The following is a 13,347-nucleotide window of genomic DNA, read 5'->3' as shown; positions in this document are numbered from 1 at the left end:
GTGGCGCGTGGGTTCAGAACCCGACGGACCCCAGCGCGCCCAGGCCGACGTCGGCGTAGGAGTGCTTGCCGGAGACGAAGATGTTCACGCCGTAGTAGTTGAACAGCCAGCAGCCGAAGGCGAGCAGGGCCAGGTAGGCGGCCTTGCGGCCCTTCCAGCCCGCGGTGGCGCGGGCGTGCAGGTAGCCGGCGTAGGCGACCCAGGTGATGAAGGACCAGACCTCCTTGGGGTCCCAGCCCCAGTAGCGGCCCCAGGCGTCGCCGGCCCAGATGGCGCCCGCGATGATCGTGAACGTCCACAGCGGGAAGACGGCCGCGTTGACCCGGTAGGCGAACTTGTCGAGGGACGCGGCGGCGGGCAGGCGCTCCAGCACGGAGGTGGCGAAGCTGCCGGGCTTGCCGCCGTTCACGAGCTTGTTCTCGTACGCGTCCTTGAACAGGTAGAGGATCACGCCGACCGCGCCGACGTAGAAGACCGCGCCGCACAGGATCGCCGTGGAGACGTGGATGTACAGCCAGTACGAGTGGAGGGCGGGGACCAGCTGGTCGCTCTCGGTGTACAGGACGGTGACGGCCAGGCCGAGGTCGAGGAGGACCGAGGTGGTCAGGAACAGGCCGAGCCAGCGCACGTTCTTCTTCAGCGCCAGCAGCAGGAGGTACACGCCGACCGCGGTGGTGGAGAAGGTGATGTTGAACTCGTACATGTTGCCCCACGGCGCCCGCTCCACGGACAGCGCGCGGGTGAGCACGCCGCCGAAGGAGAGGCAGAACGCGAGCACGGTGAGGGAGATGGCGATGCGTCCGTAGAGGTCGCCCTTCTCGTCGCCGCCGTGCGCCCCGGGTCCGTCGGGCACGTCCCGCGATCCGGCCGCGGCACGCACGACGACCTTCGGCCGCTCCAGTACGGCGGTGCCGCCGGTCTGGTTGACGGTGACGGCCGGTGCCTTCCTCGCCTCCGCCTTCGGGGTGAGGGCGGCGGCGGTGCGGGCGACCTTGCTGCGGCTGCCGAAGGTCCACTCCGCGATGTACGCGAAGAAGGCGAGGGTGTAGACCGCCATCGCGGAGTAGATCAGTACGTTGCTGATCTCCGCGAGGTTCTCGTTGGTCGCGGCGGCGAGAGTCACTGCTGCTCAGCCCCTTCGGCAGGTACGGCTTCGGTGTCGGTGTCGGTGGAATCGGAGGTTCTCGGGGCGGTGGCCTCGTCCGGGTCGGGTACGCCCGGGGCCTGGTCGTAGAGGATGCCGGCGAGGTCGCCGAGCTCCTCGGGCACCTTCGCGGACTCGCTGCGGCCGAGGCCGGCCATCTCGACGACGGTCACGCCGTCGGCACCGCGCACCGCGCGCACCCACACGCGGCGGCGCTGGATGAACAGTGAGGCGGCGAGACCGGCGATCGCGACGACGGCGCCGCCGAGCGCCCAGCCGCCGCCCCGCTCCTGGACGACCTGGAAGCCGGCCCACTCCTTGACGTCCTTCTCGAAGGTGACCGAGCCGGCGCCGTTCGGGAGCGTCATGGTCTCGCCGGGCGTGAGCAGCTTCTTGAACAGCTCGCCCTCGGAGTCCTTGAACTCCTTCATTTTGGTCTTGTCCATCTGGTACACGCTCTGCGGAATGCCGGAGTCGGCCTTCAGGTCGCCGTGGTAGGCGGAGAGCGCGAGCACCGGATAGTCCAGCGCGGGGAACTGGGAGAGCATCGTGCCGCTGGCGGAGCCGCCGAAGGTGGGCACGAAGAAGGCGTTGAAGCCGAGCTGCTCCTTCTCGCCCTCGGGGTTGCGGTAGCCGTCGAGGACCTTGACCACGCCGGAGGAGGTGACGTTGGCGTCGAGCGGCAGCAGCGGCACGGCGTCCTGGAAGACGATCTCGCCCTTGCCGTCGCGGACGGTGACGACGGGTGCGTAGCCGTGGCTGACGAGGTAGACCTTGGCGTCGCCGATCTTCAGCGGCTTGTTCACCTTGACGAGGGCCGTCCTCTCCTCGCCGTCGGCGCCCTCGGTGTAGGTGAGCTCGGTCTCGTACGTGCGCGGGGTGCCCTTGTTGGGGCCGGTGCGCTCGTAGGTGCCGGTGAACTCCTTCACGTCGAAGCTGAACGGCACCAGGTCGTCGTTGGTGAAGAGGCTGCCGGACTTGAAGTCGTCGTACTGGGTGAGCGTGTTGGAGAAGCCGTCGCCCTCGACGACCAGCTTGTTGCCCTCGGACTTGAACAGCTGGCCCCAGGCGAAGGCGATCAGCATCACGATCAGCGCGATGTGGAAGAGCAGGTTGCCGACCTCGCGCAGGTAGCCCTTCTCGGCGGCGACGGCGTCACCGGCGAGGTGGGCGCGGAAGCGGCGCTTCTTCAGCAGGGCGAGCGCCGCCTCGCGGACCTGCTCGGGCTCGGCCCCGGTGCGCCACGTGGTGTGGGCGGGCAGCCGGGTCAGCCGGCGGGGCGCGCCCGGCGGGCGGCCGCGCAGCTGGCCCACGAACTGCCAGGTGCGGGGCACGATGCAGCCGATGAGGGAGACGAACAGCAGGATGTAGATCGCCGAGAACCACACCGAGCTGTAGACGTCGAAGAGCCCGAGCTTGTCGTAGACCGGCGCGAGGACGTCGTGGCGCTCGCGGAAGTCGGCGACCGCCGTCTCGTCGATCCCGGTCTGCGGGATGAGCGAGCCGGGGATCGCGCCCAGCGACAGCAGCAGCAGGAGCAGCAGCGCGACCCGCATGGAGGTGAGCTGCCGCCAGAACCAGCGGGCCCAGCCGATGACGCCCAGGGCGGGCAGGTGGGGCGGCTCCTCCGTGGGAGCGGTGGACAGCTGGGAGCCGGCGGCGCCGAGGTCCTGGTCGTCGGCGGACTGGGGAGTGTCGTCGGTTGTCGTCTTGCTCATCGGGTCAGATCCCCACAGTGAAGCCGTTGGACCAGGTCTGCATCTCCGCCACGAGGCTGTCCCACGCGCCGGTCAGCAGCAGCAGCCCGGTCGCGATCATCATGATGCCGCCGATGCGCATCACCCAGGTGTAGTGGCGCTTGACCCAGGCGAACGCGCCGAGCGCCTTGCGGAAGGCGACGGCGGTGAGGACGAAGGGGGCCCCGAGTCCGAGACAGTACGCGACGGTGAGGAGCGCCCCGCGACCGGCGGTGGCCTCGTTGAACGACAGGGCCGTGACGGAGGCGAGCGTCGGGCCGATGCAGGGCGTCCAGCCGATGCCGAACAGGGCGCCGAGGACGGGGGCGCCGACCAGCCCGGTGGCCGGCCGCTTGTGGAAGCGGAACTCGCGCTGGGTGAGCCAGGGCATCAGGCCCATGAAGAAGACGCCCATGAGGATCATGAGGACGCCGAGCACCTTGGACAGGACACCCGACTGTTCCTGCAGGGTCTGCCCGAAGTAGCCGAAGAAGGCGCCGCCGGAGACGAACACGGCGGTGAAGCCGAGCACGAACAGGGCGGCGCCGGCGGCCATGCGTCCGCGCCGGGCCTCGGCCAGGTCGGTGCCGGAGATGCCGGTGACGTAGGAGAGGTAGCCGGGGACCAGCGGCAGCACGCAGGGGGAGAAGAAGGAGACGAGTCCGCCGAGCAGGGCGATGGGCAGGGCGACCAGCAGGGCGCCGTTGAGCACCGTGCCGTTGGTGCCCGTCTCGGCGGCGAGCGTGTGCAGGGCCGTCACGTCACTTCTCCGCGACGACCGGCTTGAGCATCTTCAGCAGGCGTTCCTCGCTGAGCGAGGTCAGCGAGCGGGCCGCGATCCTCCCCTCCCGGTCCAGGACCAGGGTCGAGGGGACGGCCTGCGGGTTGAGGGTGCCCTTCTCGAAGCGGAGCATCAGCTTGCCCGTGGGGTCGTACAGGCTCGGGTAGGGGATGCCGAAGTCCTTCTCGAAGGCGAGGGCGGCCGTGGTGCTGCCGTCCCGGGTGTTGATGCCGACGAACTGCACGCCCTGGTCGGCGTACGCCTTGGACACCTTGGCGAAGTACTTGGCCTCCGCGCGGCACGGGTTGCACCAGGAGCCCCAGACGTTGAGGACGACGACCTTGCCCTTGTAGTCGGCGACGTCGAGCTGCTCGCCCTCGAGCGTCTTCCCGGACAGCTCGGGAGCGGCGACCCGCTCGCCCTCGGCGACCGTGGAGATGCCGTCGGTTCCGGTGACGAAGTTGGTGTTGCCGCCCCCGCCGGACGTCCCGCCCGATCCGCACGCGGAGACGAGCAGTGCGGCCGCGGTCGCTCCGGCGGCCAGGGTGGCGCGGCGGCGGACGCGGAGGGCGCGGTTCGAGCTGTGATCGGCTCGGTTCGAGCGCTGGGGGGCGCGGCTGGCGGCACTCATGTGAAAAGTTTCGCATGCCCGTTCTGGGGATCTTGCGCACCCCCCGTGCGGGCGGAAACCCGCATTTCAGGCGGCGTCGCCGGTGCCCGTTCCGGTGGTACCCGTCCCGGTGTCGCTCGTCCCGGTGGTGCCGGTGTTCCGGGTGAACGCCTTCCAGCCACCGGCCGGTTCCTGGCCGACGTCCAGGGTGCGGAGCCGCTCCAGCACCTCCGGCTTCTGCACGTCCAGCCAGTCGGTGAACTGCCGGAAGGAGACGAGCCTCACGTCGCCGCCCTTCTCCTTCTCCCGCGCGATGTGCTTGAGCGCTTCCTCCACGGCGTCCATGTAGATGCCGCCGTTCCACTGCTCGAAGTGGTTGCCGACGAAGAACGGCGCACGGTTCGACTCGTACGCCCGCTTGAATCCCGATATGTACGCCTGGGTCGCCTGCCGCCGCCAGCCCGGGTGGTTGTGGGCCGGCGCGTTGGTCGAGTTGACCGACTGGTTGGCGAGGATGTTGTAGTCCATCGACAGGACCTCGAAGGAGCGGCCGGGGAACGGTATCTGCTGGAGCGGAAGGTCCCATATGCCCTGCTTCTTCGACGGCCAGACCTGGCGGCCGCCGGGCGAGGAGGCGTCGTAGCGCCAGCCGAGCTCGCGGGCGGTGGGCAGCAGGTTGTCCTGGCCGAGCAGACAGGGCGTACGGCCGCCGACGAGCTCCTTGTCGTAGTCGAAGGGGAGCGGCTCCAGGTCGGTCCAGCCGGAGTTGGTCCGCCACTCCTTGACGAAGGACCTGGCCTGGTCGATCTCGCTGCGCCACTGCCGCGCCGTCCAGCCGCCGACGCTGCCGGAGCCGCCGCAGAAGTGGCCGTTGAAGTGGGTGCCGATCTCATGGCCCTCGAGCCAGGCGCGGCGGAGGTTCTTCAGCGTGTCTCTGATGTGCGCGTCGGTGAGGTAGCCGATGTCGGAGGCGCCGCGCGGGTTGTTCGGGGGGTCGTAGAGGCGCTTCTTCGACTCGGGGAGCAGGTAGAGGCCCGAGAGGAAGAAGGTCATGGCCGCGCCGTGCTCCTTGGCCAGGTCCAGGAAGCGCGGGAAGAGGCCGTTGCCGACCTCGCCGGCCCCGTCCCAGGAGAAGACGACGAACTGCGGCGGGGCCTGACCCGGCTCCAGCGGCACCGGCTCGTCGGGCTGGTGGGGCTGCCTGCCGGTGAAGGAGGTGGAGCCGTCACCGATCGGGCGGGCGGTGTTCGTCGGCTTCGGCTTCGGCGTGCCGGGCCGGTCGTCGGGGCGGGGGCCGCCCGCGTCGCTCCCGCCGCCCGAACCCGTGTGGCCGCCGCAGCCCGCCAGCGGGACGGCGGCCGCGGCTCCCGCCCCGAGCCCGAGCATTCCCCTACGGGTGAGACTGCGCACGGCAACCCCGATCGTCACGTCCTCTGGTGGTCACTCACTCAGAGGACGTGACGAAGCCGCGGGTTCCCGGTCGTGTGCGGGGGTTTCGCAACGGTTTTCGAAAGCGTGGTCCCCGTCGGGCGTCGCGCCGGTCCGGCGGGCGTTACGCCCCGAACGCCTTGCTCTTCCCCTTCACCGGCCTGGCACCCGCGAGCAGATGCGCGGGGACGAGATCACGGGCCGGCTCGCTGTAGCCGACGGAGACGATCCTGTCCCCCTGATAGGTGAAGGTGGTCAGCGAGGCGAGCGTGCACTGCCGCTTGCGCGGGTCGTGCCACAGCCGCCGCTTCTCCACGTAGGACCGCACGATCCAGATCGGCAGCTGGTGGCTGACCAGCACCGCCTCGTGTCCGCGCGCCGCGTCCTTGGCCGCGTTCAGCGCGCCCATCATGCGGATGACCTGATCGACGTACGGCTCGCCCCAGGACGGCCTGAACGGGTTGACGACGTGCCTCCAGTTGGCCGGGCGGCGCAGCGCGCCGTCGCCGATGCCGAAGGTCTTGCCCTGGAAGACGTTCTCCGCCTCGATCAGCCGCCCGTCGGTGGCGATGTCCAGGCCGTGCGCCTTGGCGATGGGCTCGGCCGTCTCCTGCGCCCGCTCCAGCGGGGAGGCGACGACGTACGTGATGTCGCGGGAGGCGAGGTGGTCCCCGACCCGGTCGGCCATGCGCCGGCCCAGCTCGGAGAGGTGGTAGCCGGCGAGACGGCCGTACAGGATGCCGTCCGGGTTCTCGACCTCGCCGTGCCGCATCAGGTGGACGACGGTGACGTCGTCGTCCTTCTCCGGAGCGCTCATGCCGTGGCCTCCGCCGCCGCTCGGGCCGCCGCCGGGAGGGCGTCGGCGATCCGCTGGACGGCCCGCTCGTCGTGCGCGGTGGACACGAACCAGGACTCGAAGGACGACGGCGGCAGGTAGACGCCGTTCTCGAGGAGGGAGTGGAAGAACGCGGTGAAGCGGAACGAGTCCTGCGCCTTGGCGTCCTCGTAGTTCCGCACCGGGCGGTCGGTGAAGAACACCGAGAACATGTTGGAGGCGTTCTGCAGCGTGTGCGCGACGCCCTCCTTGCCGAGCGCCTCGGTGACGAGCGACTGGATCTGCGCCGATACGGCGTTCACCTTCTCGTACGCGGCGTCGTCGAGCAGCCGCAGTTGGGCGAGGCCGGCGGCGGTGGCGACGGGGTTGCCGGAGAGGGTGCCGGCCTGGTACACGGGCCCGGCCGGGGCGAGGTGGCCCATCACGTCGGCGCGCCCGCCGAAGGCCGCGGCCGGGAAGCCGCCGCCCATCACCTTGCCGAAGGTCATCAGGTCGGGCCGCACCCCGTCGACGCCGTACCACCCGGCGCGGCTGGTCCGGAACCCCGTCATGACCTCGTCGGAGATGTACAGCGCGCCGTTCGCGGCGCACGCGTCCTTCAGCCCCTGGTTGAACCCGGGCAGCGGCGGTACGACGCCCATGTTGCCCGGGGACGCCTCGGTGATCACGCAGGCGATCTCGTCCGGGTGCGCGGCGAAGGCGGCGTGCACGGCGTCGAGGTCGTTGTACGGCAGGACGATGGTGTCGCCGGCCTGGGCGCCGGTGACGCCGGGCGTGTCGGGGAGCGCGAACGTGGCCACCCCGGAACCGGCGGAGGCGAGCAGCGAGTCGACGTGCCCGTGGTAGCAGCCGGCGAACTTGACCACCTTGGTGCGCCGCGTGAACCCGCGGGCGAGCCGGATCGCCGACATGGTGGCCTCGGTCCCGCTGGAGACGAGCCGCACCTGCTCCAGCGGCTCGATCCGGGCGGTCATCGCCTCGGCGAGCGCGACCTCGCCCTCACCGGGCGTGCCGAAGGACGTGCCGCGCGCGACGGCCTCCTGTACGGCGGCGATCACCTCGGGGTGCGCGTGCCCGAGGATCATCGGCCCCCAGGAGCAGACGAGGTCGACGTACTCGCGTCCGTCGGCGTCGGTCAGGTACGGGCCGGTGCCCGACACCATGAACCGGGGCGTGCCGCCGACGGCGCGGAAGGCGCGCACCGGCGAGTTCACGCCGCCGGGCGTGACGGCCGCGGCACGGTCGAACAGTGCCTGCGAGGCTGGGGCTTCGTATGAATATGGCAGTTCGCTCATGACCTGCGACTTCTCCGACCTTCTCCGACATTCCGGGGTTTCCCGGCTCCGGGTGCGTATGACGTGTCCAGGGTAGGCCAGGGGCGGCCTGCGGCATCCGGCCCCCGATCGGCCGTGATCTGCGAAACTGGCGTCTGATACACACAGCTCACACGGTCGGGGCCGGCCGGAGGCTGCGAAGCCCTCGCGGGCGGATGTCCGACCGTACGTTTCGGCGGGCGGCCGTGGGGGAGGTCACTGACACGATGATCGGGTTGCGCGGCGGGGGCCACGCGTCCTAGAAAAGCAGTCGGGTGGAGATATGCATCGCGGTGGCGGACTGGGCGAGGGGACTGATGACCTGGGTCCTCGACGTGCCCGGCGGGGAAGACACCGACGCGAGGCGGAGGACACGGACGAGACGCGTCAGACACACGGTGGACCGGAGCGGATCGGCCCCCTGAGCGGGGCGGGGAGCAGGAATGGTGGTCGGGTGGGGGTGACGTACAAGTATTTCGGCGCGCCGGACGGCGCCACCGCGGCCCGCGTCCCGATCTCGATGCGCCCCGAGGAGCTCGGCGGCGACGAACTCGGCATGAACGGCATGTTCACCAAGATCAAGCCGGAGACCATGGCCGCGATGGTCCTCACGGGTATCGAGGGCGTCCCCCTGCACAAGGTGCCGCCCCTGGAACTGGTCGTCCTGCACCCCGACTACGCGGTCGTGAAACTCCCCATGACGGTCGTCGACCCGCTGCGCGGCATAGGCGAGGAGGCCGTCGGCGCGGCGGCCTTCATCTGGTCGACGGTCCCGGACCGCGGCGGCCCGCGTGACGCGTTCAACGTGTACCAGCTGCTGCACGAGTGGCAGGACTTCTCGCACCGGCTGCATGAGGCGGGGCACCAGGCGTACTGCCTGGTGTGGCCCTGAGCCGGGGTTTCTCGGGTAGCGGGCGGGGTTTTCGGACCCCGCCCTCGTCATGTGCCGGGAGGGACCGTCGGGAGGTCCGGGGCGCGTCGGGGACATCCGGATGCCGCCGGGGCGCTGAGGTGTCCTGGGCGGCTGATGTGTCCTGGGCGGCGGGCAGGTCGCCGGCGGGCTCTTCTCCCCGGCGGTGATCCGTACGGATCCGGCGTGCGCCACCTCCGCTTCCGGAGCCGGCGGCCGCACTCGTCCCACGGGACACCGACCGCGTGAGGCGCCTGGAACACCGGTCGCACGGCACGACGGCCGTCGGTCCCCTCGGCGTCGGTGCCCCGGGATGCCCGGTCCTGCCGCACCGTGCGGCAGGTACGTCGTGGCCGGTCGTCAGGAGGCGCCCTGCGGGGAGAGGGCGGAGGGGACGCCTTTGCCGAAGGCGCGCATGGCGAGGGCGCCGGCCAGGGGCCCGGGCGCGAGGAGGAGGAAGGCGTACTCCCAGCCGACGGCCTCGGCCAGGAGGGGGGTGAGCTGGATGCTGACGACGGTGAGGGCGAAGCCGATCGCGGTCTGGCCGGTGAGCGCCGTCCCGATGTAGCGGTGGTCGGCCACCTCGCTCAGCGAGGTCGAGAACACCCCCGAGTCCGCGATCACCGCGGCACCCCACAGCGTGCAGAAGGCGAACAGGAGCAGGGGCGGGGCGTGGAGGAGGAACGGGGAGGTGAGGCAGCACAGGCCGCTGGTGAGAAGTGCCGCCATGGCGGCGGGAGAGCGGCCGAAGCGGTCCGCGCCCCAGCCGCCGAGCAGGCAGCCGGCCGCTCCGCCGAGTCCCATGGCGAGGAACACCGTGATCTCCACCGAGCCCGGGAGTCCTTCCGCGGCGGGGGCCGCCAGCAGGAAGGACGGGATCCAGGTCCACAGGGCGTAGAGCTCCCACATGTGCCCGAAGTAGCCGAGGTTGGCCAGGCGCGGCCCGCGCTCGGTGAACATGGTCAGCGCGTACCGGGGGTTGCGGACGGGTGCGGCCGACGCCGCGTGGGGGCCGGGCCGGACGAGGAGCAGGGCGATGACGGAGCCCGCGAGTCCGGCCGCCGCCGCGGCGAGCAGGACACCGCGCCAGGGCAGCGACCCCAGCCCGGCGATGAGATGGGGAAGCGTCGAGCCGAGGGTGAGGGCGGCGATGAGGACGCCCATGGTCCTGCCCCGTCCGGCGCTGCCGGCCCAGGAGGCCATGAGCTTCATGCCGGTGGGGTAGACGCCGGCCAGGAACACCCCGGTCATGAAGCGCAGCGGCACGGCGACGGCCGGCCGGTCGGCGAACAGGGCCAGTACCACGGTGCAGGCCGCGGCCGCCGCGGCGGTGACGGCGAGCAGGCGCTGGGCCGGGACGCGATCAGCCAGGTTGAACGCGGTCGAGGCGACCGCCCCGGCGACGAAGCCGATCTGCACGGAGGCCGTCAGCCACACCGCGCCGCCGGCCGTGAGCTCCCAGTCGTTCCGCAGACTGGGCACCACCGCCGACATGGAGAACCACACGGCGAGGCCGAGCACCTGCACGGCGGCGATCGCACCGCGTTGCACACCGACGTTCACAGCTGCCCCCTCGAACCGGGATTCTGCTCCTCCGACCTCGTGCCACGGCCGAAGGCCGACCTTCGTCACCCCGGGACCGTAGTCCCGGTCCGCCCCCGCTCGGCGGTCGGCCCGTCCGTGAGGTGCGGCGCCGGCACCCGGCTCAGCGGCGTCCGTCCCGTACACGGGTCGCCTTCCTGTCACCGGAGCGGACGGACCGGGTCACCGGCGCGGTCCGGGGCGCCGACGGCGGCGTCGTGACCGGCCGCGACCGACCGCCCTCGTCCGACCGCCCTCGTCCGACCGCCCTCGTCCGCCCGCCCGTCGGACCGCCCGCCTGTCGGACCGCCCGCCCGTCGGACCGAGGCCCCGGCCGTCACGGAGTGCGGAACCCGCGAAAGGTCACCTGTCCGCGGGTCCGGAAACCGAGCCGCTCGTAGAGCGCGATCGCGCCGGCGTTCGATTCGGCCACGTGCAGGAAGGGACGCTCCCGCCGTGACACGATGCGCGCGACGAGTGCGCGTACCAAGCGTGCGGCGTGACCGCGGCCGCGTGCCTCGGGTGCGGTGCAGACGGCACTGATCTCGGTCCAGCCGGGAGGCCGCAGCCGTTCACCCGCCATCGCCACCAACGTGCCCTCCTCGCGGATGCCGAGATAGGCGCCGAGTTCGTGCGTGCGCGGCCGGAACGGACCCGGCCGGGTCCGCTCGACGAGACCGAGCATCTCGGACACGTCCGCGGAGCCCAGTTCGACCACGCCGGAGTCGGGTTCGGCATGAGGGGTGACGGGGCGGTCGTCACCGGTCCAGATCATCTGACGGCCTTCGAGGGTGAAGACCGGCTCCCAGTCCGGCGGCGGGACGGCCGGGCAGCTGAACATGTCGGCGAGCTCTCCCCGGCCGAGCAGCCGGGCCAGGTCGTCCCACCGCGCCGCGTCCGCGGTGGCGGACACCGCGGAGAAGGTCGCGAACGGTGTCAGGTACGTGGCAGCCGCGCCGAGCCGGCGAGCGAGATGTGAGTGGTGTCCCCCGAGCGACTCGCCCACCGGATCGTCGAGAGCGGCCGCGCCATGATGACCTGCCAACATGCTGTGCCTTCGTGTCGTCATGAGGCGTTGCCGTCGCAGGCGTCCTCATGGCGTTTCTTCAACGCTTCCATCGTCGTCACTCCGGTGTCCGCGCCGAACGGCCCCGGGGAGTGTAGTTGACGGATCGAGCGCGACGGAGCCGAGAGCCTGACCAACGGCCCTTCCGGAATGTCCGCGCGGTCTTCCGCGCCCGCTCGGAATCCAGGTGCCGGACCCAAGGCACCGCCCCCCTGGCCGCGCTTCGACACCTGTGGAGCAATTCGGTGAGCAGAAGGCAGCCGAGTGTCCACCAGAAGCTCAATTGAGCGGCGCATGAGCAACACAGCTCGAAGTGCTCACGGTTCTCCTCCAGACACACCACTCCCCCGCCGCCGTCCGAGCGGGCGTCCTCTTCCCGACGGGCCCGGAGACGTGTCGCCTCACTTCATCCCGACGGTCCGCAGCACCGTCAGCACCAGGGTCCGGGCCGCCTCCACCGTCTCGCGCAGGGACACGTGCTCGCGTTCGCTGTGCGCCACCGCGATGTCCCCGGGGCCGTACTGCAGCGTCGGTATGCCGGCGCCCACGTAGTGCCGCAGATCACTGCCGTACGTCGCGCCGCGCCGCCTCGGCCGGGGGCGGCCCGTCGCGTCGGCGTACGCGGCACCGGCCGTGTCCGCCAGGGAGTGCCCCTCGGGCAGGCGGCCGCTCGCGAACTGCCCGCCCGGCCAGCTCACGGCGGCCGGGTGATCCCGCAGCCACGGGTCGGCGGCGCACACCCGCGCCACGCACCGCTCGAACTCGGCGCGCGCGTCCGCCGGGTCCTCGCCGAGGCGTACGCCGAGCCGGCCCTCGGCGACCAGCAGATCGGGCACGCTGCTCGCCCAGTCCCCGGCGCGCACGGTGCCCACCGACAGGGCGTACGGGATCGGGTACTCGGCGAGCAGCGGGTCCGGGTCCCGGTTCCGTTCGGTCTCCAGCGCGGCCAGCGCCCGGTGCAGGGGAAGGTAGGCGTCGACCGCGCTGACCCCCTGCTCCCGTGAACTGCCGTGCGCCGCCCTGCCGGGCACGGCGATGCGGAACGTCAGCGCGCCCGCGTTGGCGGTGATCAGGGTGCCGGCCGTGGGCTCGGCGATGACGCAGGCGTCGCCGCGGTGACCGCGCCGCAGGGTGCCGAAGGCGCCGAGACCGCCGTCCTCCTCACCGACGACGCAGTGCACGGCCACCCGGCCGCGCAGCCGTATGCCGGCCGCGCGGATCGCGGCGAGCGCGGCGAGGTGCGCCGCGAGACCGGCCTTCATGTCGCAGGCCCCGCGCCCGTGCACGAGGTCCCCGGTCACCCGGGGCACGAACGGGTCGCCGTCCCACGCGGCGGGATCACCCGGCGGTACGACATCGACGTGCCCCTGCAGGATCAGCGTGGGCCCGTCACCGCCGTCGGGGGTGGTCCCGACGAGCCCCCACGCCTCCTCGCGGGGCGCCTCCGTCCCCGGGAAGTCCGGATCGGCGCGGAGCGCGGGCAGGTCCATCGACCACAGGTCGACGTCCATCCCGAGCCACTCCAGCCGCCCGGCCAGCTGATGCTGCAGCTGGGACTCGGCGGCGCTCCCGGTCACGCTGGGCACGGAGATCAGCTCCAGCAGCGTCCGTCCCAGCGCCTTCTCGTCCACCGCCGCCAGCGCCGCGGCCTCCTCGTCGGTCAGCATGCCACCCTCCCCGCACCGGGGAGCGGCCCTCCGCCGCCCCCGCACGCATATCTGCGCACCGCGGCGCCCACTTACGCCTGCCACCCCGCGTGGCCGCGGGCAGCAGTGCCTCCCAGTGCCTCAAAGGCCTGGGAGGTGCCCCCGGGGCGATGGAGGTCCCCCGCTCGAGCGGAGCCGGGAGCGGGGGAGGGCGGGCGCAGGGGGTGTCCGTGGAAGGAGGACCTCAGCGCCCCCTGGAGCCGCGGCACGGGTGGGCGCCGGGGCCCCGGGAGGAAC

The 13,347-nt window shown here is 71.8% G+C and carries 11 protein-coding genes; 1 reads left to right on the top strand and 10 read right to left on the bottom strand.

Going from position 1 to position 13,347, the window contains the following annotated elements; all coding sequences use genetic code 11:
• Positions 1-13: 13 nt before the first annotated feature.
• The 7 genes from ccsB to hemL all read right to left on the bottom strand — a co-directional run bounded on the left by ccsB (position 14) and on the right by hemL (position 7,829).
• Entirely contained in the window at positions 14-1,123 is a 1,110-nt protein-coding gene (ccsB, locus tag AB0A94_RS00335; protein WP_361736546.1) for a c-type cytochrome biogenesis protein CcsB, read from the bottom strand.
• Positions 1,120-2,862: a cytochrome c biogenesis protein ResB gene (locus tag AB0A94_RS00330; RefSeq protein WP_361736543.1), complete on the bottom strand. Its 1,743-nt coding sequence runs from the start codon at positions 2,860-2,862 to the stop codon at positions 1,120-1,122. Before AB0A94_RS00330 ends, ccsB begins: the two co-directional genes overlap by 4 nt.
• A gap of 4 nt (positions 2,863-2,866) precedes the next feature.
• The gene (locus tag AB0A94_RS00325) at positions 2,867-3,640 is read right to left on the bottom strand and encodes a cytochrome c biogenesis protein CcdA (protein WP_361736540.1); all 774 of its coding nucleotides are present in this window, start codon (positions 3,638-3,640) and stop codon (positions 2,867-2,869) included.
• A gap of 1 nt (position 3,641) precedes the next feature.
• Entirely contained in the window at positions 3,642-4,292 is a 651-nt protein-coding gene (locus AB0A94_RS00320) for a TlpA disulfide reductase family protein (protein ID WP_361736538.1), read from the bottom strand.
• Positions 4,293-4,358: 66 nt separating this feature from the next.
• A complete protein-coding gene (locus AB0A94_RS00315; protein WP_361737508.1) occupies positions 4,359-5,657 on the bottom strand; it encodes a hypothetical protein in 1,299 nt (432 codons plus the stop codon).
• A gap of 166 nt (positions 5,658-5,823) precedes the next feature.
• Positions 5,824-6,516 (bottom strand): histidine phosphatase family protein, encoded by a 693-nt coding sequence (locus tag AB0A94_RS00310; RefSeq protein WP_361736535.1) that lies wholly within the window; start codon positions 6,514-6,516, stop codon positions 5,824-5,826.
• Positions 6,513-7,829: a glutamate-1-semialdehyde 2,1-aminomutase gene (gene hemL / locus AB0A94_RS00305; RefSeq protein ID WP_361736532.1), complete on the bottom strand. Its 1,317-nt coding sequence runs from the start codon at positions 7,827-7,829 to the stop codon at positions 6,513-6,515. Before hemL ends, AB0A94_RS00310 begins: the two co-directional genes overlap by 4 nt.
• Before the next feature lie 472 nt (positions 7,830-8,301).
• Between hemL and AB0A94_RS00300 the strand changes: the two genes are divergently transcribed.
• Positions 8,302-8,739, top strand: coding sequence for a hypothetical protein (locus AB0A94_RS00300; RefSeq protein WP_003992141.1), 438 nt, complete (start codon positions 8,302-8,304; stop codon positions 8,737-8,739).
• 378 nt (positions 8,740-9,117) lie between these two features.
• On the opposite strand, the gene AB0A94_RS00295 is transcribed toward AB0A94_RS00300, so the two are convergent.
• The 3 genes from AB0A94_RS00295 to AB0A94_RS00285 all read right to left on the bottom strand — a co-directional run bounded on the left by AB0A94_RS00295 (position 9,118) and on the right by AB0A94_RS00285 (position 13,071).
• Positions 9,118-10,320, bottom strand: coding sequence for an MFS transporter (locus AB0A94_RS00295; protein ID WP_361736529.1), 1,203 nt, complete (start codon positions 10,318-10,320; stop codon positions 9,118-9,120).
• A 355-nt stretch (positions 10,321-10,675) separates the two neighbouring features.
• A complete protein-coding gene (locus tag AB0A94_RS00290) occupies positions 10,676-11,386 on the bottom strand; it encodes a GNAT family N-acetyltransferase (RefSeq protein ID WP_361736526.1) in 711 nt (236 codons plus the stop codon).
• 419 nt (positions 11,387-11,805) lie between these two features.
• Positions 11,806-13,071, bottom strand: a complete 1,266-nt coding sequence (locus AB0A94_RS00285; RefSeq protein WP_361736524.1) for an ArgE/DapE family deacylase — start codon at positions 13,069-13,071, stop codon at positions 11,806-11,808.
• Between the last annotated feature and the right edge of the window lie 276 nt (positions 13,072-13,347).

The sequence above is a fragment of the Streptomyces sp. NPDC044984 genome (assembly GCF_040646935.1).
Lineage (GTDB): Bacteria > Actinomycetota > Actinomycetes > Streptomycetales > Streptomycetaceae > Streptomyces.
Note: the sequence above shows the minus strand (reverse complement) of the source record. Positions and strands in the feature narration are given on the sequence as shown.

Coding starts and splice junctions, on each gene's coding strand:
- AB0A94_RS00330 (WP_361736543.1), bottom strand. CDS start 2,862: ATGAGCAAGACGACAACCGACGACACTCCCCAGTCCGCCGACGACCAG.
- AB0A94_RS00320 (WP_361736538.1), bottom strand. CDS start 4,292: ATGAGTGCCGCCAGCCGCGCCCCCCAGCGCTCGAACCGAGCCGATCAC.
- AB0A94_RS00315 (WP_361737508.1), bottom strand. CDS start 5,657: ATGCTCGGGCTCGGGGCGGGAGCCGCGGCCGCCGTCCCGCTGGCGGGC.
- AB0A94_RS00310 (WP_361736535.1), bottom strand. CDS start 6,516: ATGAGCGCTCCGGAGAAGGACGACGACGTCACCGTCGTCCACCTGATG.
- hemL (WP_361736532.1), bottom strand. CDS start 7,829: ATGAGCGAACTGCCATATTCATACGAAGCCCCAGCCTCGCAGGCACTG.
- AB0A94_RS00290 (WP_361736526.1), bottom strand. CDS start 11,386: ATGTTGGCAGGTCATCATGGCGCGGCCGCTCTCGACGATCCGGTGGGC.
- AB0A94_RS00285 (WP_361736524.1), bottom strand. CDS start 13,071: ATGCTGACCGACGAGGAGGCCGCGGCGCTGGCGGCGGTGGACGAGAAG.